21 protein-coding genes and 3 pseudogenes are annotated in these 25,432 nt (G+C 30.7%); 6 read left to right on the top strand and 18 right to left on the bottom strand.

From position 1 onward, the window contains the following. Positions 1–16: 16 nt before the first annotated feature. The 3 genes from ACU68Y_RS06745 to ACU68Y_RS06735 are packed head-to-tail and all read right to left on the bottom strand — an operon-like array spanning position 17 to position 4,831. Positions 17–1,360 (bottom strand): MATE family efflux transporter, encoded by a 1,344-nt coding sequence (locus ACU68Y_RS06745; RefSeq protein WP_154274006.1) that lies wholly within the window; start codon positions 1,358–1,360, stop codon positions 17–19. Between the two features lie 11 nt (positions 1,361–1,371). After that, positions 1,372–3,093 (bottom strand): ABC transporter ATP-binding protein, encoded by a 1,722-nt coding sequence (locus ACU68Y_RS06740; protein ID WP_446755668.1) that lies wholly within the window; start codon positions 3,091–3,093, stop codon positions 1,372–1,374. After that, on the bottom strand, positions 3,077–4,831 hold the full coding sequence (locus tag ACU68Y_RS06735; protein ID WP_446755669.1) for an ABC transporter ATP-binding protein: 1,755 nt from the start codon (positions 4,829–4,831) through the stop codon (positions 3,077–3,079). The genes ACU68Y_RS06740 and ACU68Y_RS06735 overlap by 17 nt, the downstream gene beginning before the upstream one ends. A gap of 160 nt (positions 4,832–4,991) precedes the next feature. Between ACU68Y_RS06735 and ACU68Y_RS06730 the strand changes: the two genes are divergently transcribed. Then, complete coding sequence (locus ACU68Y_RS06730; protein ID WP_446755670.1) at positions 4,992–5,984, top strand: helix-turn-helix domain-containing protein; 993 nt, start codon at positions 4,992–4,994, stop codon at positions 5,982–5,984. Here ACU68Y_RS06730 and ACU68Y_RS06725 read toward each other — a convergent pair. Then, a pseudogene (locus ACU68Y_RS06725) lies at positions 5,982–6,181 on the bottom strand (MATE family efflux transporter); the annotation flags it as partial. The gene ACU68Y_RS06730 and the pseudogene ACU68Y_RS06725 overlap by 3 nt on opposite strands. Between ACU68Y_RS06725 and ACU68Y_RS06720 the strand changes: the two are divergent. Then, positions 6,162–6,350 (top strand): Fic family protein, encoded by a 189-nt coding sequence (locus tag ACU68Y_RS06720; RefSeq protein ID WP_080552389.1) that lies wholly within the window; start codon positions 6,162–6,164, stop codon positions 6,348–6,350. The pseudogene ACU68Y_RS06725 and the gene ACU68Y_RS06720 overlap by 20 nt on opposite strands. Before the next feature lie 225 nt (positions 6,351–6,575). Here ACU68Y_RS06720 and ACU68Y_RS06715 read toward each other — a convergent pair whose 3' ends face one another. From ACU68Y_RS06715 to ACU68Y_RS06705, 3 genes are read right to left on the bottom strand one after another with little or no spacing between them, the layout of a single operon-like run. Beyond that, positions 6,576–7,280 carry an ABC transporter permease gene (locus ACU68Y_RS06715; protein WP_012291065.1) on the bottom strand — a complete coding sequence of 235 codons (705 nt, stop codon included), beginning with the start codon at positions 7,278–7,280 and terminating at the stop codon, positions 6,576–6,578. A gap of 8 nt (positions 7,281–7,288) precedes the next feature. Next, positions 7,289–8,041, bottom strand: coding sequence for an ABC transporter permease (locus ACU68Y_RS06710; protein ID WP_002839453.1), 753 nt, complete (start codon positions 8,039–8,041; stop codon positions 7,289–7,291). A gap of 1 nt (position 8,042) precedes the next feature. Next, the gene (locus ACU68Y_RS06705; RefSeq protein ID WP_060790682.1) at positions 8,043–8,936 is read right to left on the bottom strand and encodes an ABC transporter ATP-binding protein; all 894 of its coding nucleotides are present in this window, start codon (positions 8,934–8,936) and stop codon (positions 8,043–8,045) included. 128 nt (positions 8,937–9,064) lie between these two features. Here ACU68Y_RS06705 and ACU68Y_RS06700 point away from each other — a divergent pair, with 128 nt between their 5' ends. Both ACU68Y_RS06700 and ACU68Y_RS06695 read left to right on the top strand, forming a co-directional pair. Continuing rightward, positions 9,065–9,763 carry a response regulator transcription factor gene (locus ACU68Y_RS06700; RefSeq protein ID WP_446755671.1) on the top strand — a complete coding sequence of 233 codons (699 nt, stop codon included), beginning with the start codon at positions 9,065–9,067 and terminating at the stop codon, positions 9,761–9,763. After that, positions 9,763–11,058 carry a sensor histidine kinase gene (locus tag ACU68Y_RS06695; RefSeq protein ID WP_446755672.1) on the top strand — a complete coding sequence of 432 codons (1,296 nt, stop codon included), beginning with the start codon at positions 9,763–9,765 and terminating at the stop codon, positions 11,056–11,058. Before ACU68Y_RS06700 ends, ACU68Y_RS06695 begins: the two co-directional genes overlap by 1 nt. 723 nt (positions 11,059–11,781) lie before the next feature. Here ACU68Y_RS06695 and ACU68Y_RS06690 read toward each other — a convergent pair. From ACU68Y_RS06690 to ACU68Y_RS06660, 7 genes and pseudogenes are all read right to left on the bottom strand, one after another. After that, positions 11,782–12,517: pseudogene (locus tag ACU68Y_RS06690) on the bottom strand (hypothetical protein); the annotation flags it as partial. Positions 12,518–12,539: 22 nt separating this feature from the next. Then, positions 12,540–14,276: an ABC transporter ATP-binding protein gene (locus ACU68Y_RS06685; RefSeq protein ID WP_446755673.1), complete on the bottom strand. Its 1,737-nt coding sequence runs from the start codon at positions 14,274–14,276 to the stop codon at positions 12,540–12,542. Beyond that, the gene (locus ACU68Y_RS06680) at positions 14,269–15,990 is read right to left on the bottom strand and encodes an ABC transporter ATP-binding protein (RefSeq protein ID WP_446755674.1); all 1,722 of its coding nucleotides are present in this window, start codon (positions 15,988–15,990) and stop codon (positions 14,269–14,271) included. The genes ACU68Y_RS06685 and ACU68Y_RS06680 overlap by 8 nt, the downstream gene beginning before the upstream one ends. 4 nt (positions 15,991–15,994) lie before the next feature. After that, positions 15,995–17,476, bottom strand: coding sequence for an ABC transporter ATP-binding protein (locus tag ACU68Y_RS06675; RefSeq protein ID WP_446755675.1), 1,482 nt, complete (start codon positions 17,474–17,476; stop codon positions 15,995–15,997). After that, positions 17,461–18,162, bottom strand: coding sequence for an energy-coupling factor transporter transmembrane component T family protein (locus ACU68Y_RS06670; protein ID WP_446755676.1), 702 nt, complete (start codon positions 18,160–18,162; stop codon positions 17,461–17,463). The genes ACU68Y_RS06675 and ACU68Y_RS06670 overlap by 16 nt, the downstream gene beginning before the upstream one ends. Further along, positions 18,159–18,764 carry an MptD family putative ECF transporter S component gene (locus tag ACU68Y_RS06665; protein ID WP_316533789.1) on the bottom strand — a complete coding sequence of 202 codons (606 nt, stop codon included), beginning with the start codon at positions 18,762–18,764 and terminating at the stop codon, positions 18,159–18,161. Before ACU68Y_RS06665 ends, ACU68Y_RS06670 begins: the two co-directional genes overlap by 4 nt. Position 18,765: 1 nt before the next feature. Then, on the bottom strand, positions 18,766–19,359 hold the full coding sequence (locus tag ACU68Y_RS06660) for a TetR/AcrR family transcriptional regulator (RefSeq protein ID WP_316533788.1): 594 nt from the start codon (positions 19,357–19,359) through the stop codon (positions 18,766–18,768). Positions 19,360–19,749: 390 nt separating this feature from the next. Between ACU68Y_RS06660 and ACU68Y_RS06655 the strand changes: the two genes are divergently transcribed. Both ACU68Y_RS06655 and ACU68Y_RS06650 read left to right on the top strand, forming a co-directional pair. Further along, entirely contained in the window at positions 19,750–20,106 is a 357-nt protein-coding gene (locus tag ACU68Y_RS06655) for a plasmid mobilization protein (protein ID WP_316533786.1), read from the top strand. 1 nt (position 20,107) lies between these two features. After that, positions 20,108–20,260: pseudogene (locus tag ACU68Y_RS06650) on the top strand (relaxase); the annotation flags it as partial. 357 nt (positions 20,261–20,617) lie between these two features. On the opposite strand, the gene ACU68Y_RS06645 reads toward ACU68Y_RS06650, so the two are convergent. The 4 genes from ACU68Y_RS06645 to ACU68Y_RS06630 form a co-directional block, all read right to left on the bottom strand. Next, positions 20,618–22,312: a hypothetical protein gene (locus ACU68Y_RS06645; protein ID WP_316533784.1), complete on the bottom strand. Its 1,695-nt coding sequence runs from the start codon at positions 22,310–22,312 to the stop codon at positions 20,618–20,620. Next, positions 22,312–23,316 carry a DUF4297 domain-containing protein gene (locus ACU68Y_RS06640; RefSeq protein ID WP_036738102.1) on the bottom strand — a complete coding sequence of 335 codons (1,005 nt, stop codon included), beginning with the start codon at positions 23,314–23,316 and terminating at the stop codon, positions 22,312–22,314. Before ACU68Y_RS06640 ends, ACU68Y_RS06645 begins: the two co-directional genes overlap by 1 nt. A gap of 447 nt (positions 23,317–23,763) precedes the next feature. Continuing rightward, positions 23,764–24,606: a nucleotidyl transferase AbiEii/AbiGii toxin family protein gene (locus ACU68Y_RS06635; protein ID WP_446755678.1), complete on the bottom strand. Its 843-nt coding sequence runs from the start codon at positions 24,604–24,606 to the stop codon at positions 23,764–23,766. Continuing rightward, positions 24,603–25,190, bottom strand: a complete 588-nt coding sequence (locus tag ACU68Y_RS06630) for a type IV toxin-antitoxin system AbiEi family antitoxin domain-containing protein (RefSeq protein WP_446755679.1) — start codon at positions 25,188–25,190, stop codon at positions 24,603–24,605. Before ACU68Y_RS06630 ends, ACU68Y_RS06635 begins: the two co-directional genes overlap by 4 nt. Between the last annotated feature and the right edge of the window lie 242 nt (positions 25,191–25,432).

Below are 25,432 nucleotides of genomic sequence, written 5' to 3'. Positions count from 1 at the left end.
TCTTTTTATTTTATTTTTAATCATTTACATTCATATTTGAAAGAGCCTTTGCTTGCATTGCTAAACCTACCATTATCATAGTAAAATCTACAACTGGTTCTGTCCACCAAACAGCCGCTGCTCCAAATACTCTTGGTAATATAAGTAAGGCTGGAACAAGTAGTATTAGCTGTCTTAACATTACAATCATTCCAGCTTTTTTTCCATCCCCTATCGCTTGGAAAAAAGTTATTGTCATAATCATAATTCCATAAAGAATAAATACTGAATAGAACATTCTGAAATTATTAACCCCACTTGAAATTATATCCTGACTTACTTTAAATAAACCAAGTAACTGTTTTGAAAATACTTGTGCTGGTAACCAAAAAATTGCCGCAAGTACTGTTCCTCCTATAGAAAATATCTTCATAGTTTCCTTTACTCTATCGTATTGTTTTGCTCCAAAGTTTGTACCAATAATCGGCTGTAATGCCTGACTCATTCCCCAAATTGGTATAAATGAAAATCCATAAAATCTCAAAGTTGCAGACATTAATATTGCATTTGGATCTCCTCCATATCTAAAAGCTTGTCTATAAAGCAATGTTTGTTGAACCATGAAAAATACTTGCATGATCATAGCTGATACTCCTACTCCAAACATTTCCTTTGATATATCTTTTTCTTTTTTTATTTTCTTTATTTTTACATTTTCACTTTTACTCTTAAAATAATAAAGAGTAATAACCGCTTGAATTATTTGTGCTGTTACAGTTGCTATAGCTGCTCCCTCAATGGCATAATCACCCATTAATTTCATTAGTATTGGATCAAGAGCTATATTGATAAAGGCACCAAGTCCCATGATACTCATTGCTCTTTTCATAAGTCCTTCACCACGCATAACCATATTGGCTGACTGGGTAAAGTTTACAAAATTTGAGCCTAGAAATATTATTCTTAAATACCTTATGCCTAATGCCTTTATTTCTCCTGTTGCTCCAATTAAATCTAAAAAATATGGTCCTAGAAGTATTCCTCCTATTGTTATGATCGTTGAAAAAAATATAATCCAATAGATAAGATTTCCCATAAGCTTGTCTATAGTATCTTTATCACTCTTTCCCATGGCTCTTGATAAAATTGATGCCGAACCTATCCCTATAAGCGTTGCAATCCCATTATTAAAAAATGTAAGTGGCATAGCTATTGAGCAAGCCGCCATAGCATTCTCACCAATTATTTGTCCAGCAAATATTCCATCCATAAGTGGATATAGACCTATAACCACCATGCCAATTACTGCTGGTATAGATAATTGAAACATTAAAGACAATGGCTTCTTGGTCAACAACTGTTCTTTCATGTTTTGTTTCATTTTTAGTTCTTTCAATATATAAATTCTTCTGCCATTTTTGTTTTTTCTATTAAATTTTTATAAACTTTTGATTTTTGTAAAAGCTCTTCATGTTTGCCTTCGCTTTCTACTTTTCCGTTTTCAAGAACTACTATCTTGTCTGCATTTTCTATGGATTTCATTCTGTGTGAAATGATGACGACAGTTTTATCTTTAACTAAGTTATTTAATGACTCTTGAATTTTTTTCTCATTGTCAACGTCAAGGCTTGCTGCTATCTCATCTAAAATCAATATCGGTGCATCTTTTAAGAAGGCTCTGGCTATTGATAATCTTTGTCTTTCTCCGCCTGATAGCTCAGCACCGTTCTCACCAATAACTGTATCGAAACCCTTATCCATTTTTTCTATAAAATCTGTGCAATTTGCAAGTTTTGCTGCTATTTTAACTTCTTCATCACTTGCATCTTGCTTACCAAGTCTAATATTTTCCATAACGCTTTGATTAAAGAGAACCACATCTTGGAAAACTATTGATACCTTGTCAAATAGAGATTCTGTTGATATTTCTTTTATATCTTTGCCATCGATTAGGATTTGTCCCTCGTCATAATCATAAAGTCTTGATATAAGTTTCAAGATAGTTGTTTTGCCACAGCCACTTGCTCCTACCAAAGCAGTAACCTCTCCCTGTTTAGCTTTAAAGCTTACACCGTTTAAAATTTTTGCATCTTTATTATAAGCAAATTCAACATTTTTTAGATCAATATCAAATTTTTTCAAATTATAGTCTTCGCCTTCTTGTAAATTTTGATTTTGAATTTCTTTTAATCTTTCAATTTTAGGCGATAAATAAAATATCTCCATCATTCCCTGTTTAGATGCATCAAGAGCGTCTTTTATCTTCATAGCCGCTAGTAAATAACCTACAAGGTAGAGAGCGCTTATCTCTTTATTAATAATTAGATTTACGCCAACAAATATTACAACAGCAAGAGAAATAAAGCTAAAAATTGATGAAAGTGACATAATTAAGATGTTTGCAATTTCTGCTTTTAAGTGCACTTTTTCACCTTTATCCATTTTTTCATATAGGTTTTCTTTCATTTCCTCTGATAAGCCGTATGCTTTAATCTCCATTTGCATCTCTATATTTTCTTGAAAGCTTTCAGAATTTTCTCTTAAGACCTTATAATATTCTTTCTCTCCCTTAACTGAATGTTTTTTAGATAGGGGTATAAATATAAAGCTTAGAACCGTTGGAATAATTACAGCTAAACCCATCTTGACATTGCCCACTAGCATCATGATGGATATTAGTGGGAAGAAGAGTGCCATGCCGCCCACTTTTGGTATTGCGTGGCTCATTGCATGCTCTATACCCTCAATATCGGACATGATTGTTTGTGATAGGTCTGAAATGTCATGCTTAGAAAAGTATGATAGAGGTAGTTTTGATAAATTCTCTGCTGTTCTTACCCTTAAATCCGCACTTTCTTGATATGTTGTGCTATATAATTTATCGTATTCGATAGAAAGCAAAATATACATTGCTATCAAGGTCAAAACCGAGAATACTATATAAAATCCCTTGCTTTGGCCCATATTTTCCAAAACTTCCTGAGCAAAAATCATTAGTAATATCGCAGGAAGCATGTTTGTACAGTAAACGAAAAATGAGGCCAGTGTTGCTTTACTTAAATTTCTTGCTCCTTTATCTGTAAGAGCAAATCTTTTTTTATAAAACTCCTTCATTTGAAACCCTCCATTCATTTGCACTGTTAAACATATCTTGCAGTCTCTTATAGCTTGTGTCTTTTGACATTAATTCCTTGTCAGAACCTCTTTCTATAATTTTTCCGCTATCCATCACAAGTATTTCATCGAGGTCTTTAATTGTTGATAGTCTGTGTGCAATCATGATAACTGTTTTATCCTTCATAAGATTTTTGAAAGCTTTTTGTAATTCAAACTCGTTATCTGGGTCAATAGAAGCTGAGGCCTCATCCATAATAATAATTTTGGAATCCTTTAAAATTGCTCTAGCAATTGCAATTCTTTGTTTTTCTCCACCAGATAAATAAACTCCTTTTGAGCCTATGATTGTATTTTCTCTTTCTGGGAATTTGTCTAATATCAGATCGCATCCTGCTAATTTTAAGGCTCTCATAACGTCATCTTTCGTCGCATCTTTATTAGCCAAAGCGACGTTATCATAAATAGTTTTCTTGAATAATTTCGAATCTTGAAAAACAAAGGAAATAGCTTTAATTAAGGCTTCGTCAGAATATTCGCTTATTGCTACGCCGCCTATCTTTATGCTTCCTTCATTAACATTGTAAAAACCTGATATAAGTTTTGCTACTGTTGATTTGCCTGATCCAGATGAACCAACTAATGCATATGACTTTCCCTCTTCTAATTTAAAGGATAAATTTTCAATGACAGCTTTATCGTTATAAGCAAAGCTTACATTGTCAAATTCTATATTGTAGTTTTTAAAATTATTGACATTGCCATGCATCAATTTGTCTTTTTGCATATCTTTGTAAAGCGCTTCTAAAGTATCTACTGCATAATTGCCTTGAGAAATGTACATGGAGTACCACATCATTCTCATGAATGAAACAAAAAGAACACCCGATAAAAATAAAATCATGATAAGTTCAAGTAAAATCACCTTAGCGCTGCCTAAGCTAGTCATAAAATAAACTATAGGTATGATTAAAATTGCAATCAAACCAAAAAATAACCATTGATACCAAACATAAGGTTTTTTACAAGATAATGAATAATCATAAGCATACTTTGAGTAATCTTTTATCGCCTTGTAAAAACTTTTAAATGACTCTACATTTGCTCTAAATATTTTTACAACTTGCATTCCTCTAACGTATTCAACAGTTTCAGCACTTAGTTTAGATAGGGCTTCTTGGTATATTTGCATAAATTTTTGTTCGCCCATCATTGCCCCCAAAATTAATCCTCCGATTATTGTAAGAGCAAGCAAAGTTACGCCAACCCTTATACTTACTATAAAGCCGAGTGCTAGTACAAGCACGGGTGTAACTATTGCCTGAGAGCTATCGGGTATCATGTGAGCTACAACTGCATGAGTTTGCGCTGCATTGTCATCTATAATCTTTCTTATTTGACCAGATGGATTTAAGTCAAAGAACCTAAAACTTGCTTTCTCTAAGCCATCAATCCCTCTTTTTCTTAAATTTGTTTCGAGCCTAAAACCTAGTATGTGAGAACATGTTCCTGAAACAAAATAAAATATTGCTCCACTTGTTAGTGTGATAACAGATTTTAATGCTATGCTCTCTGCACCAGATAAATCTGAATTAATTATTAAATTATCCAGAAATTTGTAGATTAAATAAAATCCATATACCGTAAGTACAGCAGATATAGCAGAAAAAACTATAGCTAAAAAGCCGAAATATTTTTTATCCTGTACATAAGCAAATAGTTTTTTGTAAATCTTCATAATGACATCTCCTTTCTTTGATATCCCTTTTAGATATAAATTTACTTATTTGATAATGCCTATCATTGTATTTTTATTATACATCGGTTATAATTACTAATACAATAGTTTTAAATTAATAAGGCTAATTGGAACATTGTCTAAAAGGGATAGGTGTATTATGACATATTATGATTTTGTAAAAGATTATATGAAAGTAGATGAATGTAAAAACAATAAGAAGTATTCAAGTGCAGGCCACACTTTTTGTTGGAATAAAGAAGACTCAACTTATGGAGAAGGCCTGTATTGGTTTTATGAAGGAGCTGGTTTCATTATTGATGTACACGATTTTTATATCAGAGAGGAAGTAGTTCAAAATAGTACCTATAGTATGGCAGATTACGCTTCAATATACACAAGCTACATAGTCAGCGCAAATGGGGAGAAATTCAGTCCTTATCAAACGCTTACCGCAAACTCATTATGCACACTTGATTTTGATAATATAAAAGATGACTTCCTATTTTTATTACACGAGAACTGCTATTATCTTGCTGTTTCTATAGGCTTTAAAAGAGAACTTTTGGAGAAACATCTATCATCCATTAATATAGATCCAGAATCTTTTTATTCATCTTTACTTGAAACGAATCAAATAATACTTACAAAGTCATTGGAAAAAGTGGCAATGGAAATATTAAATTGCAAGATGGATGCCCCTGCCGCAGATTTTTTCTTTAAAGCAAAGGCAAATGAATGGGTAAGTATTGTGATTGACACATACTTAAATAGGAAGAAATATAAAATTGAGTCTGATGATAATAAAGCACTTGAAGATGTAGCAAGATTCTTAGATGATCATTTCGCCATGAATGTAAATCAAAAAACCCTTGAAAAAATATCTAAAATGAGCGGAACGAAATTAAAAAATTTTTTCAAAGAAAAATATGGTCAAAGCATTACAGAATACACTCAAAGAAAAAGAATGAATGTAGCTGAAACTCTTCTCTTAAATACCGAACTGCCTATAAAAGAAATAGCTGAGTCTGTTGGGTATTCATCTGCTAGCAAATTTTCCATTTATTACAAAAGGTACAAGGGAAAACTTCCAAGTGAAGTCCGTAATTTAGCTTGCAATCATCACAAATTGAATTGTGATTGTTGTGATTAAAATAATGGAGTGTTATTATTGTTTGAACCAATTGTGCTGTAATAGTTGCAAGTGCTGCACCTTCAATTGCATATTTCTCCATTAATTTCATTAGAATAAGATCAAGAATTATGTTTAAGAGAGCTCCTGGCCCATAATAGGCATGGCTTTTTCATAAATCCATTTCCACGCATAACCATGTTCGATGTTATTGTATACAAATACGTTAAAATGAACATAGCCCATCCTTTTAGAGAGGGAAATAGCAGGACGAATAGGATTTGGCTTAATTTATTCTTAAAAAAACCTAAAAAATGTGTAGATTGGGAAACAATCGATAAATACGCTTATCTGTCCGCCATGAAGATATCGGTTGTAAACACCTGAAATCAAGCATTTTTACAATCTGCTCTTACAGATAAAATAGACAATAGAGAAGTTTTCATGAAAGGAATCGACAAGTCCTACCTCTACGAAGACATCTATGACATTCCTATAGGAGAAATTTAATAAAAATATAGAAATAAATGCCCCAAAATTAAGATTTAAACTTAAATTTGGGGCTATATTTGTATTATAATTTATTAGCTTTTTCTTAATATCTTTTCATAGCTATTTATTTTCAAATTTTAAAAATTTATTAGAAAGATACAAAAATGTGAATAATTCTCCTAGGGCAAAAGCACTCAGCAAGACCAAATCATGTGGGTTTATGAACCTTAAATTATTAGCCTCTATTGCCAAAAAGCTTAGACCTACAATTTTTAAAGACCTAAAAGCGCTCGCAAAACCAAACATGGTAAAGATTGTAGATAAGAGCACTATAATCCCAAAAGACCTTATCCTTATGGAAAGAGCTCCAAAAATCCCAATTATTGGAAGGGCAAGCAAGATGCTAAGGCCTATATAATAAAAATATATAGAAAAATCAATGGTCGAAAATCCTCCTATATATTTTCCTCCCAGGTAGAAAAGGGCCAGAAAATATATTTGGCAAAGGCAAATTATAAGAAAAGCCAAAATCAATTTTGCTCCCACAAAGGCCATATTTTTCTTTGGGCTAAGTCTAATAAATTTTAGGCCTGCCCTGTGTTCTGTCGCCCAAAGGCTTGCTATTACGATTGCAATTAAGGGAATGTAGAAAAACGAAAAGTAAAACAAGCTTACCTGGGTCCACAAAGATTGCCATTCATTGGTCAATGTTTCCTTATTTCCCATAAAGTTTATAAGGCCAAAGGCGTTAGCTAGTAGGGGAATTATCAGACTTACCAACAAGATATTTGTAAATTTTATTTTTTTAAATTCTAATTTTAACATAAGTCCTCCTAGTCCTTGTATAGATTATAAGTTTTCATTGCCTTTAAGTAGCCAAGGCAGGCTATTAAAAGGATCAGGGCAATTATTGGTGTATAAAAATTTATTGGATTTAGAACCTGGATAAATTTCCCTCCTTCGCTTACATAAGAAATATTTAATAAACTTGCCATCCAAGCAAAGGGATTTACAAAGGCAAGAGTCTCTGATGTAAGCATGGTTATTACTCCAGTAAGACCGCCTATTATTCCTATAAATGATAGGGTATAGACTCTTTTTGATTTCAATTCTATTATCATAAATAGGCCCATAAAAAATAAATTTATTAATATGGCAGATATATTTACCAAGGCAAATCTTAATATCATGTCAGTATCCATATTAAAATGACCCGACTTTTTTGCTAATAGGAGAAAGACAATAGCTTCTACTATTTGCAATAAAACTAGTTTTAGGGATAGGTTTTTAAATTTATTTATGAGTATAGAGTTTACTTTTTCTCCAAGACTTACTTGCAACTGCCACATCTTGTTTTTTTCCTCGATTTCAATCACTTTTTTTACCAAAGAAGAGATTAAAATCGGATTTATCAATAAGGAAATAAATAGATATGTGTCTAAGATATAGGCTAGGGGATAATTCCCTTCTGCAAATGATTTTGAATGGCTGACCCCTGCCACCATTAGCATTTGAGCGAAAAATACTATTAGTATTAAAAAATTTATCCCAAGTCTTTTGTATTTTTTTCTTTCTAAGTTTGCCATATTAAAACCTGCTTTCTTCGATAAAAAGTTTTTCTAGGCTTTCTTTTTCTTCTTCAATCCTGTATATATCAACCTTTCCGTGCAAGAAATTTACTATTTCAGATATTTTTTGGTTAGAAACTTTGCCCAAAATAATCTTTTTACCATCTATCCTTACCTGATCTAAGTCTAAAAGATTAGCAGCTTTTTGATTGTCAGATGTTTGGATGGAAATAAATGGTGGATGAAGTTTCCTATAGTCTTCCAAGCTTCCATTGTATGTTAATTTCCCTGCCTTGAGGATACCAATATGTGTAGAAATTTTTTCCATCTCATCAAGAATATGAGAAGAAATCAGAATGCTTGTAGAAGTGTTTTTCACTATGTTTTTAAATAAGTTTCTCATTTCCTCAATTCCCTGAGGATCAAGGCCATTTATAGGTTCATCTAAGATCAATAACTTTGGACTACCTATTAGGGCAATTGCAATTCCAAGTCTTTGCTTCATACCCAGCGAATAATCCCTTGCTTTTTTCTTGCCCACATTATTAAGGCCAACAAGGTCAAGAGTTTTTGAAATTTCTGCCTTATCTATTCCCTTAAGCTCGCAAATTATTTCAAGATTTTCATAGCCTGTTAAGTGGTCATAAAAGGAAGGATTTTCAATTAGGGCACCGAGATTTTTGTTAAGGTCTTTTTGGTTTCTAGGACTTACTTCTTGGCCAAAAACCTTAATATCCCCTCCATCTTTTCTCACAAGACCAAGTATAAGCTTCATAAGTGTTGACTTTCCCGCTCCATTTTTGCCTATTAGGCCATAAATTGAACCTTGTTCGATTTCCAGATAGTCAATATCTAGGACTTTCTTCTTGTTATATGATTTTTGTAGATTTTTTATTTCTAAGATTTTTTCCATAATTATTCCTCCTACAAAAAGGATACCAGGCTCATATAAAGATAAGCTTTAAACAAGGTCACTTTTACATCACAAAAACCAAAATATCAAAAGTCTGGTGTATAATTAGGATAACATGGAGGAGCTTAATGGATTTTAGAAATAATTTTTCTATACTAATAGTAGATGACGAAACAAATTTATTGGAAAATTTATATAATTTTTTGAAAAAAAAGGGTTTTAATAAGATTTATACCGCCAAAAACCTCAAAGAATCTAGGTTTAAGCTTACAAATTTCAAAATTGACCTAGTGGTCCTTGACCTGATGCTTCCAGATGGGAGTGGTTTTGATCTTTTAAAGGAAATAAGAAAAACTTCCGATATGGCAGTCATAATCCTCTCCGCCCTTGATGGGATAGATGATAGGAAGGAAGGTTTTGAAAACAAGGCCGACGACTACCTAGTCAAGCCATTTTTCCCTGATGAACTCCTTTGGAGGATTGATGCGGTTTTAAGACGCAGTAAAAATATAAAAAACGAAGAGAAAATTAATTTAGGAAAGGTAATTTTCGATAAGTCCAAGGGCATCCTCATAAAAAATGGAGAGGAAATCCCTCTAACTGCTACCCAATTTAAAATCCTGGCCTACCTAGCCGACAACATGAATATGATTGTCTCTATTGACCGTATTTTGGAAAATATTTGGGAAGATTCCTATGGTTATGAAAATACCTTGATTACTCACATCTATAGACTTAGGGAAAAGCTTGAGGATAATCCAAGAGATCCAAAGCTTTTAATTACTATAAAGGGACTTGGCTATAAGCTTGTCAAAGAGGATGAATAATGTTTGATTTTATAATAAAAAGGTTCAAAAAAATTGTTATTAGGATACTAGCTTTAATGTTTTTTTTAATATTTTTATTTATGATTTTCCTCTACCTAAACTATAGGCTTAAAGACCAATACCCAAACCCCGACAAGATTTATTCTTATGTAGAAGACAATAAAACTAGTATTTACCTAAATGAAAAAAACAAGGAATTTTTAAAAGAAAAAGATATTTGGGCCATAAGAATTAATAAAAATGGAAAAATCGTTGAAAGTTTTAATAAGCCAAAAGAAGTTAAGAACAAGTTTGACCTTACTGATGTAGCAGGCTTTACCAGGTATTATTTGGCCGACTACCCTGTCTTTACCTACATATTAAAAGATGGTCTAATCCTATTTGCTTATCCTAAAAATTCTTTGGATAAGTTTCCCTTTAATTATTATAATTTCAAGAATTTGCTTTTTAATTTTGAAATGTTTTTAGTTTTTGTAATTTTATTCTTTATATTTGTCTATGTTTTTTACAGGATGGATATAAGGGATATACTTAAAAATATTGCTCCTTTTCAAAAGGCCATTGATGGGCTTTTTGAAGATGACTATGAAAAATTAGATGAAAGTGGAGAATTAAGAGACCTCGCCCTTTCAATTAACAAGGCAAACGAAAAATATAATAACTTAAAAAAATCACAAAGTAAGTGGATAAGGGGAGTTAGCCACGATGTTAGGACCCCTCTTGCAAAAATTTCCTGGGAACTTAATAAAGAAAACAAAAATGACCTCGATACAAAAAATATCCAAGACCAAGTTTTAAAAATTTCAAATATTTTAGAAGGTCTCAATCTAACTATGTCCCTTGCCAACATCGACAAGGAGAATTTTGAGGCAAAAAGCCCCTTAAAAGTAATCCGAAAAGTCATAGTCGATAAGTTAAATGAAAATCCCGAAAGAGAAATTGTCTTTGAAAATAGGCTAAGAGATCCAGATATAAAAATCAAAATGGATCCAACCTTGTTTTATAGGATGGTCGAAAATATCATAAAAAATCCCCTTGCCTATACTGAGGGGAAAATCGAATTGATAATTTCAAACCCAGATAACCAGCTAATTATAAGGGTCTTAGACCAAGGCTGTGGGATAGATGAAGATATAATAAAGAGAATTAATGACGAAGATTTGACCAATATTACAAGGCACGGTTTGGGGATTTTTATTTCTAAACAAATAGCCGAATTGCATGATGGGAAATTTTCTATAGAGAATAAGGACCAAGGCCTTGACGTTTCCTTTATCTTTGACCTGATTAATTAAATTTTATTTTAATCATAAATCACAATTAAAAAACGAGCCAGCAAGAAAATCATGTACCGACCTCTCAATCGTTAGATTTTGGTATAACTTTTTGAGGTTGGTACATGATTCTGAAATAGCATATTTTTTTGATAAATCAGAAATAGAATATCTTTCAAAAGGATTATTTGGAATCGTATTATATGATTCTACAGTTGCTTTATATACTGGTTCTGAAAAAACGTTAACTTAAATGTATCTGAACTTTCATCTAAATTTAAAAATAATAACAACTCTATTGTTTTTGTAATTTAATAAGAAAGTCTTATTCTAGAATCTACTCTATAAAATTCACTAATTTTTGAAAAAGGATGTAACGAAACCTTACACCCTTTAATAAAAAAAGAGCAGCCTTTTAAGCTACTCTTGTAGAAAGCACAAAATGAGTTAATTATATTTATTGTGTCTCCTCATACTAGTTGCAAAACAACTCTCACGTCCATGTAGTTTTTTTGAGTCTTTTTTACATATCCTTCTTTAGATTTTTCAAAGACAAAATGCTTATAAACTTATTAAAATGCAGGATTTCTAAGTTTATATATTTTGTATCAACGCTATAGCTTCAGCAGTCGATTCCTGCCAATCAAAGCTTCCTATTCGGCCGCTTCTCTTGGGAAATCTTTGCATGAGACCTGCCTCTACTTTTCAGTGTAGCTTCGCTTCTTGACAAGTAGGGCTAGGGCTTCAACATGCATTGTCTTTTGCTTGGGAACATAATTTTTTTATCCTCGTCATTCTTGTGGGAGCACAATTTATTAGTGTCATTGTCTTTGGCATTTTTTCTTTTATCTTTGAAATTATTAGAATCTTGACTATCTTTAATTCCTGTTTTGAAGTAGAATGTTAAGTCATATGGATGGACTGTTCCGTCTTTGTCGATTCTGCCCACCACGACTTTATCAACTATGCTTTCAATTACTGTTCTGTTAAATTCCTCTATAATTTCTTTATTTTCTAAGATCTTTTTAAATTGCTTTAGTCTTTCTTTAATAAAACTTTCATCTTTTATTGTTAGTTCCAGTGTTTTCTTTTCATCAAGTAATTCTTCTTTTTGTCTTGTAAGTTTTTTATACTTTTTAGCACAAACTTCTTCGTCTATACTATCTTCTAAACGAAGATCAACTAACTTTCTTTCTTGACTAATGATCCTATTTAATTGGTTTTCTAACTTTTTCAAATCTTTGACTAAAGTATTATCATTTATTTCTTCTTCTTTTATAGAGATACTTTTTGTTGTAGGGTCATAATCATAGCTAAGACAACCTTGAAAACCAATAAGCTCCCCTTTTTCCATTTTCATTTTTAGTCCTTTTTTTACATGGGCTGAGGTATTTTCTACTTCTTGTTGAGCTACTGAACTTAATATTGTTAATAGTAACTCTCCATTCATTGTCAAAGTATCTATATTTTGTTCTTCAAAGACTTTAAATATTTCTTTTATATCAATTATTTAATTTCCATGATTCCGCCATAGCTTTTGCATTGATAAGATCAGAATAAAGTCCATTATTTTTAATCAGTTCTTCATGATTTCCACGTTCTGCTATTTCTCCATCTTTTAAGACTAAGATTTGATCTGCATTTCTAATGGTTTTTAGTCTGTGGGCAATCATAATTACTGTTTTGTTTTTTGTTAATGATTCTATTGCTTCTTTTAGTTTATCTTCATTTTCTGGATCTATACTTGCTGTGGCTTCATCAAAGATTATGATGTCCGCATCTTTTAGCATGGCTCTGGCTATGGAGATTCTTTGTTTTTCTCCACCAGATAGGCTTGCTCCACCTTCACCAATGATAGTGTCATATCCTTCTGGTAAAGCTTCTATAAATTCATGACATCTTGCTTTTTTAGCAGCCTCTATAACTTCTTCATGGCTTGCATTTTGTTTTCCAAATTTTATATTGTTTTCAATTGTATCTTCAAAGAGATATACATCTTGAAATACCATGGAAATTGAATTCATAAGATTTTCTATCTTATAATCCTTAATATTTTTTCCACCTATTAAAATTTCGCCAGAATTTACATCCCAAAATCTTGCAATAAGATTACAAAATGTTGTCTTACCAGATCCAGATGGACCAACTATGGCAGTCATAGTATTTTCTTTTATCTCTGCTGATACATTTTTTAAAATTGGTCTATCATCATAAGAAAAGCTGACATTTTTAAAGACTATATCATGATTTTTTATAGGCTCTGTAATACTTCCTTCTCTCATATCAGGCATAGAGTCGATAAAACCTACAGAATCTATGGCATTTTCGCAAGCTCTTAGGATTGCCATGTTTGATCCTGCCCCTATTAGGCCTTCAAAGATAATAAAGGATGCCATAATCATAAGAATTGTTTCAGCAAGTGGAAGTTCACCTGATAAATTTAATTTTAATGATACATAGACCATAGCTACTGTTGTTATTCCCATTACAATTCTTTGGATAACTGTGTAAGGTGCTACAGATATTTCTAAATCTAAAAGTATATTTGATGTATCTTTTATAGACTTTCTCAAAGCTCTGTTATTTTCTCCACCAAGATTATAGGATTTTATAACCTGCATTCCTTGTAAAGTTGCTAATACTTCTTTTGTAAGTCTTGTTTGTGTTTCTGTCATTTTGTCTGCATTAGCTGATGATTTTTTCTCCATCATTGATGTAACGATGAAAAATACTACCACACCTGCTACAGCAACCAGTCCTACCTTTACGTTAAAAATTAAAGTTCCAAGGACAAAGACTAAAGTATTTAAAACTCCACCAAGTACAAGAACCAAAAGCATAGGCACCCACATTTCTGCTTGGGAAAGTGAAGATGTAGCAATAGTAGTTAATCTTCCTAGTGAAAAGCTTGAAAAGAAACCCATAGGAACTCTTTTTATTTTTTCTCCTATTTCTATCCTCTTATGAGCTGCCATAAAATATCCAGCGTGTGTTTGTGCCATTTGTGATGATTTTTGTGTCATTATCTTTCCAACAAGGGATATAACTAATATTCCAAGACAAACAAAGATAGCCTTATAGTCTAAAGTTTTAGAAAATATATTTACTAGCATATAGTAAATTGCTCCAAACTCAAGGGCATTAAATACTGCGTGCAAAAATCCAGCGAGAATAGATTTCCTAATATATACCTGTTCTTCTTTTGAAAAATTCCATATCTTTTTAAACACATTAAGCATTTTCATCACCCCTTAAATTTGCAACATACATTTCCTTATAAAGTTCTGATGACTTTAATAGTTCTTCATGAGTACCATAAGAATTTAATTTGCCATCTTTAATAACAAATATCCTATCTGCATCAACAATTGTCTTTAACCTATGAGCGATTATGATTAAAGTTTTACCCTTAACTAGATTTGCCAAGGCGTTTTGTATTAGAGCTTCATTTTCGGGATCTATATAAGAAGTTGCTTCATCTAAAATTACGATTGGTGCATTCTTTAGCATGGCACGAGCAATAGATATTCTTTGTCTTTCTCCTCCAGATAGATGACCTCCACCTTCTCCAACTCTTGTATCATAACCGTTAGATAGATTCATAATAAAATCATGGCAGGCAGATTTTTTACATACATCTATAATTTCTTCGTCAGAGGCATTCTTATTTCCAAGCCTAATATTTTCCTTTATAGTCATATCAAAGAGGAAATTGTCTTGGGATACAAAAGAAATAAGTGAAGACAAGTTTTCGAGCGACACATCTTTTGTTTCTACTCCGCCAATTTTAATAGATCCCTTATCTACATTCCAAAATCCAGCAATGAGTTTTGCTATTGTGGACTTGCCTGACCCAGAAGGACCAACGAGGGCTGAAACAGAAGATTCTTTTATTTCCATAGAAAGATTATCTATAACCTTATTTTTTCCATCGTAAGAAAAGTCTACGTCTTGAAGTTCTATATTATAGGATTCTATTTTTTCTCCATTGCCAATATTTTCTAACTCTCTTGAATCTAAAATCTTTCCTATTTCAGAAGTTATAGTTGATATTCTTGACATATCATCCATATAGTTCATGATTTTTAAAATGCTAGAAACCGTAGCAAAGGATAAGACGATTAAGGTAATTAAATTTCCTAAATCAATACTTCCATTTATATAAAATAAAATCCCAAAGGGTATGATTGTAATAATTCCCATAGGAGAAAGTAATCTACCTATGGCAACCCTATTCATAGATTCACCCATCCAGTTATAATAAAAGCTTGCATTATCATAAACTGCATCAGCATATTTTTTATAAGATGATTCGCTTTGATTAAAGGTCTTTATTACTTCAATACCGTTTATATACTCAACAATGGAATTATTCATATGTTGACCAATGGCAACTGACTTTCCAAACATTTCTTTATAATGAGCATTCATAACAGACATCATGGTAGCCATTCCCACCACAAATGGAATTAGTGATAATAAAGTTAAACGCCAATCTAATGTAAACATGTAAATAAACAATAGAATAGGTCCTACTAAATTTGCAGTAAATTCTGGCACTAAGTGGGCAAGGGATGTTTCCATAGAATCAACTTGCTCAACAATTATATTTTTAAATTCCCCTGAAGATCTTGAAAGAACATCTCCCAGTGGCATCTTAAAAAGTTTCTTAGAAATATCATTTCTAATTTCTCCTAATGAATTAAAGGTTGCCGTATGGGAAATACTTGTTGATATTCCTGCTGCCACTTCTTTAATAACAAATGTTATTAAAATATTTATGCATAGTGGAGTATATAAACTCATATCATTTGCACCATTAATTAAGTTTACAACAATTTTTGCCATGTATATATAGGAAAAAAGCCCAGCAACTACTCCAATTATTGCCAGTAAGATTGACATAAAATATGAGCCTTTTCTCTTTTTTACATATTTTTTTATTAAATCCATAGTTTTAATCTCCTTTCCTATTGCCGGTTCTGAATACCTTATCCTTTCCCATACTATTAAAAAATTCTATGATTTTAGCTTCATTGCCTCGAACATTTATTTTTTCACTTCCATTTTTTGAAATTAAATATGCAGTATTGCATATTTTAAATATGAGTTCTATATCATGTGTAATCAACATAACAGGAGTGATTTCTATTTTCTCTTGGATTACATTTGCTACTAATTGCATTCTTCTGTAATCCAACCCTGCTGTAGGCTCGTCTAAAATAATAAATTTTGATTCTTTTAGCAAAGCAATTAGAAGTGCTAACCTTTGTTTTTCACCACCCGATAAATCATGTGGATTTAACATCCTCTTTTCCCATAATTCCAGATTAAGAAGATAATGTCTTGCTTTGGATAAATAGGATTCATCTTTACTCTTGTCCTTAGGTATCAATTCTTTTTCAACAGTTTCACAAAAAAACATATTACTGCAATTCTGAAGACTTATTGCTGTATTAGACAGTCTACTTTTAATGGAATTTCCATAATTCGTTGTTCCTTTTTGCATCGGGAGCAAACCTACTAATTCTTTTGCTAATGTTGTCTTTCCAATACCATTTTCACCAATTAGTGCCATGCATTCTCCACGATGCAGTCTAAAATTTATAGGCGAGTCTAATCTATATCCGTTATTAGATATATAAATGTTTTCTGCTTTAATCATCTGCTCTTTCTCTGGAATCTTCATTGTTGACTTTAATTCCTGATGATTAAAGCAACGCAAGTCATTTTCTCTTTCAATTTCATCATTCAATTCTTTCGATGAAAAAATCGTCTTAATACTTCCATCTTTTAGAAGAATCAGGCGATCCAATAACTTACTTAAATATGATAATCTATGCTCTGCAATAACAATTGTCTTCCCCTGTTCTTTTAAATTTCTTAATATACTTTCAAGCTCCATTATTGATTTATAATCTAAATTAGCTGATGGTTCATCTAAGAAAATAATCTCACTATCAAATACTAAAGTTGAAGCAATTGCCACTTTTTGTTTTTGTCCTCCAGACAATTCCCTTACATTTTTAGTTCTCAAATCTGAAATACCAATTTCATTTAGTGAGCTTCTAACTCTTGTATGTAATTGATGAAAATCCATTCCCATATTCTCGCCTATTAAAGCCACTTCATTTTCAACTTTTTTTGCAAAGAATTGATCATTTGGATTTTGAAATACATTGCCAACATATCTTGCGAGTTCACCTGTTTTATAATCAGGAATAGATTTTTCTAATATCTTTATATCTCCACATAAATCCCCATCATATAAAGTCGGAATCAATCCATTTAGCAATCTTAACAAACTGGTTTTACCACATCCCGACAAACCTGTAATAACAACACATTCTCCTTTTTCTACTGAAAAATGTATATCTTTTAAAATAGTTTCCTCATTATATGAAAATTTCTCTATATCTACTTCTATATTTTTTGCCATATCGTAATCCCCATAAATATTAGTCCAATGAAAATAACACTATAGTCCTTCCACGTGAAAGAAAGATCCTCATATGATGTTTTTTTACAATCATATTCAATCCCTTTTGTTATCAATGCACATGTTAAAATTTCACCTGTTTCAAAAGCCTTATAAATCATAGGAACCAAATAAATTTCCAAACTATGTATTGGTCTCATAATACTGAACCCCATGCTTCTAACCTTTAAGCCTTCTCTTATATCCAATAAATATTCTCTGTATTCCGGAATAAAACGGAAAAAAATAGATACTCCAATACATAAAGAATTTGGCAAATGAAGTTTTCGTAATGAGTAAATCATAGTTGATGTCCCAAAACTTGATAACACTGCAGCTAAAATCCATAACGGAAAAAGTTTCAGTATAATCAATCCCATTGTGTAAAGAGAACCTATCCAACCGGTAATTACACATTTCTTTGAAGCTATCATAATTAGACCAAACAATAATATATAAAATAGAGCAAAAGACATGGCTTTTTTCTTTTTCATAGCTACAAGTAAAAGGAAACTAAATGCAAGCATCAACCAATACACAAGCATTGTGCTAAAAAACACAATGCTTGTATACATGATCATTAAAATACCAATTGAAATCGGTTTAAATTGGAGCTCTCTTTTGCTTCTATTATCTGTAAAACTCAAGATAGCATTCCTTCTCTTTTAATATTTTTGTTGAAAAACTTATTATAGATAAATTTTCCAAGTAAACTTCCTAATATAGCAGCAATGATTTCCACCACCAAAATAATTGTCATGTTTTTAGGATTAAAGAATGTATCTTTTACCATTTGGGCTTTTTCTATCGTAAATAAATTAGGGAAAGTTTTTACCAACCCATTTACTCCAAATACCAAAATAAAGAAGAAGCCATGAAGTGCATATATCAATTGAGATACGACATAAGAAATACTAATTCTTTTATCATTTTCAAAGTTTTCTTTGTTTCCTATACAAAGTTCACCAATCAAACCAGCAGCAGCCATTATTGGAAGCATTGGCACAAATCCCATAATTGAGTAAATAATGCCTGCTAACAGGTAATAAATAAAAATAGATCCATGCTTAGGAATCTTATGGCACATAACGAAATAAATCGGTGCACATAACAAACTACCGATTGACACATGTACAAAAACTCCATATGTTCCAAACATCTGGGTGATTGTGGACGAAAACATACTCAAAATAAATCCTACAACCCCCAATAAACTAACAATAATTACATCCTTTAACTTTAATTGCATCTCAATTTCCTCCTTGATTTTTATTGATTTTTTTAAGATAAGATATAATAACTTCTTTTATAAACCCTTTATTATCCTTGAAAACTTCTTTAGATCCTAACGGAGCAAAAGATTCATAGCCTAACATAAGTGAATGTACGAAAAATACTAAAAATTCATCATCTAACAAACAACTAGAAACATCACTATTCTCAAAGTCGCTATGAAGCTTATCTGCATATTTTAAATTTAATTCCATATACATCTTTCTTAGTTCTTCGTTTCTTGCAATCCCCTGCAACAATATGGAAAATAGAGATTTATACTCATTGTCATCGTATATTTTTGCCAACTGATATTCAACGAATGTCTGAATGCTATTTTCTGAATTCAAAAAACTTCTTTCTTCTCCGTAATCTAAACCTTCCGACATAATATCGTAAAAAATTTCGTATACGCTTTTATAGTAATGATAAACTCCGCCAGTAGACATTCCAGATTTCTCTATTACTTCGTCCATGGTTGTGTTTTCATATCCTTTTTCTAAAATGATACCTTTTGCAGCTTCCTGAATTTGATGTTTTCTTTCTTCTTTAGGTAGTCTCTGTCTTGTCAAATTAACGCTCTCCTTTCTTATCGACTATATCCTCGATACTACCTTAGCATATTCTAACCGTGTTGTCAATAATTATTATCAATTACTAATTTATTCGGTTTCCTATCTAGTATTGTCACAAATGTTTGACGATACTAGAATCAAAATTCAATATTTGTCAAGTTACATGTGTAAATTATGGCGTCCTTATGGTATAATTTAATAACAGATTCAAAACTTGCTTAATGCTTGCTATCTAATTCATTCTTTATGTAACAAGCACAGTAAATGTACGGACACTTACGAAAAAATTAATGGAGCAGCCCTTTACGGAATGCTCCATTTTTTTAATTTTTACCTTGTTAGGGAGAACCCTAAGACCCCGAAATATATTTTATAAAGGAGAATAAAATGGCAAATAGATTTAGAAATGAAAGAATAGAAATAAAACTAACTAAAGAAGAAAAAGAAGTTTTTGAAAAGAAAATGAAACTTGCTAATTGCAAAACTATGTCCCACTTTCTTAGGAAATGTGTATTAGAAAAAGAGATATATGTTGTAGACTTAGAACCATTTAGAAATATACAATGGCTGCTTTCAAATGCTACGAATAATATAAACCAGATTGCAAAAGCAACTAATACAACTGGTATTATTTACAAAAATGAAATTGAATCAATGAATAAACAGATAGAAAAATTATCAAAAGAAATATGGCAGATCCATTCCCTACTTCTTAATAAATCAAAGGAAAGTTCTGGTGACTAATATGGCAATTACAAAAATACATCCTATAAAATCAACTCTAAATTTGGCAATAGACTACATTACTAATAGTGAAAAAACTGATGAAAAAGTCTTGGTATCTTCATTCAAATGTCATCCAGCTACTGCTCATATACAATTTATGAAAACACGAAAAATCATATTCTATAGCATTTTTTGAAACAAAAACCTGCTAACAAAAGTCAAGCTTAAGCTGAAATTAATTTCAGCTTATTTTTTTGTGCAAATACTATATAATCTTTGCATATCCAGCTTCCATGCTATTATCAAAATTATACTTTAAGGATGTTTTCTTGGTGCTTGAAGCTAAAGCTAATTTCCTCCACATGAATTCTTTCGTTCGCTCAATTCACTAAAGTAAGCAATAAAAAAAGAATACCCTTTTGCAAGAGTATTCTTAATAAAAATACAATATCGTTAAACTTTATAAAATAAGAAAAAAATTATTTATTCATGTAGACTAGGATGTAGATATATAGGTGATTTTATCTTACTATTTAATCAATTGGGCACTTAAAGCATTTTCTAAAACATATTTATATTTTGAGAAAGTTTCAGAATCAAGCAACTGATATTTGTCATTCTTTAGCTCTATAATATTTATTTCGCTTTCAAATTCAAAATTCCTTCTTTCAAACCCAATTGATGAAAAAATCAATTGGGTATAATTTGATGAATTATCTAATATATATTCAATTAAGGATTGTGCCTTATCATAATCCATCTCCGCATTCTTAGGGCTATCTAATACCATAGGTAAATTCAAGCATTTATTATTAAAAATTTTTTTAATATCATTAAGTATAAAATACCATATAACTGTTGAAATTGGTTTATTACTTCCACTTGCACAAAAAACTCGATTAATTGCTTTATATTGTGCTTCCTCTAACTCATTCAATCCAAACTTTAAGACTTCCCTATCAATCATATCATGATATTTTTTATTGATATCCGATTTAATTTTAGATACTTCCTTCAAGTCTTCCTCAATATTTTCTAGTTTCTCTTTAAGTTCTCCTTGCAAATTAAACTCATTAAATAACTCTAAATTTAAACTATTATATAGTTCATTTAGCCCCATATAGCTGCTATAATTTTTTATTTCTGTCTTAGCTATACCAATGTTTTTCTTGTATGATTCCAACTTATCTAAAAACTCTTTATAACTACCCTCTATTTGTAAAATTGATTTTGAAATCTTTTCTATATCCTCATATATGCTGTCCTTTATATATAACGAATCCTCAATTGAATTGTATCTTTTACTTCTAAGATCAGTTGTATCTTTCAAAACTGAATGGCATTCAGGACATATATCTGTATTTAAAATATACTTTATTTCTTTTTCCTTTTTATTCTTAAACCTTTCAATTTGGTTCAATGCAATTTCAAGCTCATACTTTTCATTTCGTAAATTTGTAAGCTCATACCTAAATTTATTAATAGAATTCAGAATATAATCATATTCCTTTGTTCTAATAGAAAGCTCCCTTTCAAGCTCTTTTAAATTTTCAGGCACAACAATATTACCTAATAGTTTAGATACTTTTTCTTTCATTCTACTAGTTTCTCTGTATGCGTCTTCTGAATCATTTATACGTTCCAATAAATTTTGTTTACTTTCAACATGTTCAAAATAATTCTTATCATATATTCCAAATTGTGCATATATTACATCAGGTTTAAAATTTTGATATTGTCCTAATCTCTTAAAGGAACTAAAGTATGTTCCATCATAATAATCTTGGTCAATAAAATTCATTACATATGTATATGCTGGTGGAGCAATCTCCAGCTTCTCAGTCCTTCTATTCGGTAAAAATATTTCAAAATCCCAAATATTGCTTAAAAAATATGATAACTCAATTATAGTTGATGTTTGAAATAATATCTTAAAAACATCATTAAATACTTTGAATAACTTTTTATGGCGATATATAAAATATATATTATCGTTAACCGAAAACTCTAAAATATATACTTTATCTTCATTTTTCCATTTTTTATCGAAGTGGGCATCAGCACCCAAAGTATGATATAAACTACGTAACAAGACTGACTTCCCTCTATCTGTTCCATCAATATTACTAGAAGTAACAATATTTAAACCTTTTTCAAAACATGTAACAAAAGCCTCTTTAGTTAAAATATCAAAAATATATATTTTATTGAAAATAACATCCATTAAATATCACCTCCCTCTGTGTATAAATAAAATACCATTAAATAAAATACTTTTTTCATGTATTTTGTGTATTCTATAGGGAATTCACTATCAAATACATTATTTAAAATATTAAAAAGGTCATTTTCGTTTTTTATCTTATCTATATTCCCTTCAATATACTCAAAAATTGATATCTTTAATACATTCAACTCATGGCTTTGATCAATTTCCAGTAAATTAGTTAAAGCTTGATTATATAATCTTCTTTCTGATGGGAATAAAGTTTTAATATAATCTTTAACCTGCTCAATGCCTGTTATAGATTTTTTCCTATGAGATTCAAGCATTTTATTAAACTCATTTTTAGAAATTCCTTTTAATTCTAGTACATCATTATAATTAGTGATTGCCATCTCATAAGAAGCTTTTTTCTGAGCTGTATCAGATACTAATCGAAATAAAGCATTAGGATTATTAGGTTCTTCATTTTTTATTTCTTGGAAAGCTTCAATTAACTTTCCAAGCAAAGCATAATGAGGATTTGTTAAGTCCATACTTTCACATACATAAAAAACATTATCAAGAATGACTTCTGATAACTTTAGTTCTTCTTGCAATTTATCTTCAATAAAATCTATTACTGTTTTGTCCAACTCACCTAAACAAACTTCTTGCCTTAAATCTTCTTTACTATCAATTTTCAAATGCTTATTACAAACTACAGCCAGCTTTATATTATGATTTGGGTTGTAAAGAGCATACAATGTTCCCAAAATAGATCTACTATTTCCTTTTCTCTTAGTTAGTGTTTTAGAACTATGATTACCTCTATTTATTGTTTTCACCTGGTAAAAATCAAGACCATTATCACGATGCAATTCAATATCACATTTGAAATCAAACACAATTGTATAGTCATCGTACAGCTTATATGCATCAATTAATTTACCAACTCCCCACAACAATTCAACTCTAAATCTATTTTTCGTTCTACTACCTGCTAAATCTAATGGTAAATTCATATAATAGTTCGAATATTCCAATATAATCACCTCACTTTTATGTCGTCATGCATTTATAATGTAACCTTTATAATATTTAATTAGTTTTTTCAAAAATCACTCTATAATCTTCTGTATGCCTTCTAATTCAAAAATATCAAAAACAGAACATCTGTAATTAAATTTTGTCTGTCTTAATTTATAAAATGTAATTTTCCTAATTTTGCTTTTCCATAAATTCACTATTTATCATACCTAATTCTTTTATTTTTGTAATAACATTTTATAATTAAATGATATCACTACATCCTACTTAAATCTTTTATTTATTCTATTATACCATTAAATATACGTCAAAAATAAAACGTTCTCCTTGATATAAAATTTATGCTTAAAAAAATAAAATCATTTCACTTCTCTAATACTTAATATTTTTTATCTATGATATGCCAAACAGTGTATGCTAAATTACATCTCATTAATTCCATTTGAAATAATTCTCACTGCACCAACTACCTTATCAAAGGTCAGATCACCGATATACTTATTTTCACTGAGATATACTTCCCACAAGGATCTTATGTATGAATCCTCTTTTATATCCTCGATTATTTCCTCATAGTCTTGCATTTCCTTTTGACTTCCTCTTTGGTTTGAAGTTCTTTCTATTGCTTCTTTTAAAACTTTATAGTCTATCTCATCTTTTTTCAGCTTGTAGAGGGTGTATAGGTCGTAAAAGTCTCTCATTCGTGTTGTCGTTATATTTCTTCTGATTATGGTTTCATATTTTTCAGCTACAATTGTTTCTAATGGATATGCCATTATTTTTACATTTTCTTTGCTAAAGATACAGGGATAGGTATATTCTATTTCCCTTGGTGTTATTGCATCTCCTGTTGTTAGGTCTAGTTTCATTGGATTTTTAGTTTTACCAACATTGGCTATTAGTGAAATTCTAAAGTTTTCGTACTCATCTTCTTCTCTTATATAAGAGATGTCTTTTATTTCAAATCTTATTCCATCGTCTACATTTATATTTATAATTTCTTCTACGATTTCTTTTATTTTTTCTTCTTTTAGGGGTGTGCCTTTTATGGTTGTGTCCATATCCATAGTTGTTCTATTTTCAATTCCAATTAAGGAAGATATTAGGAATCCTCCTTTTATTACAAAATTATTTTTGTACTTTGATTTAGATATCCTTTCTAAAAATCTTTCAAAAAAATATATTTGCAAAACTTCTTGTGACTTTAGATTTTTCTTCTCTGCCATGCTTCTTATCTTGCCCTTTATACTCTCGATATTAATCACAATAATACCTCCATATATTTCCTAATTTCATTTTCTATTTTAAATAATCTACTGTATTTTATGAGTCGTCTTAGATTTTTATTTTGTGATTTAAAGTATCTTTTTATGGCTTCTGTAAAAATTTGCTTATCTATTTTTTCTCTGTCTATTATGATATCGCAAATTGTTCGATCTATATCGTAAACTGGAATAAGGTTGCCTTGTGGTGATTTTATTTCTGTCTTGCCAATCTCGTACAAGTCTTTTTTTACATAGTGAACTTGGAGGTCTTTATATCTATTTTTGATATGACTTGCATTATAGCCTTGGGGTACAGATATATGAAATACATTTGGAGTTCTGTCTGATATGTCGTGGAGATAGAGGGCTGTTTGATGGGAAAATATAATTCGATTACTATTTGATGATATTAAAACAAAATCGTCTATTACTTTTCCTTTTAATTGATATAGTCCTGGTCTTAATCTTTCTAATTGTCCGCTCTTTGTTAATTCTGATAGATTATGCCTAGTATATCCAAGTTCTTCTGCTTCTTTGTTGGTGATTACTAAATTTTCTTGTATATAATCTTTAAGTGTATTCATAGTCCGCCTCCTCTCGTTTTCGCTTTTATTATATCTTATAAAAGCGAATATGTAAAGTTGGCTTGTGAATGCTTTATATTTTGAAGAGGATGTAACGAATCCTTACACCCTTTCTAAAATTATTCTTTCTTAACTCAATATTACTAATATTATTATAATTACTCTCCGATTTTCGGAGTTCTAGAAATCTGTTATTCGGAGTTCTTGAATTCCGATTTTCGGATGTCTGGACTTCTGATTTT

It is taken from the genome of Finegoldia sp. P1-F-LS (genome assembly GCF_052932205.1).
This window is presented reverse-complemented; position numbering and strand designations above follow the sequence as displayed.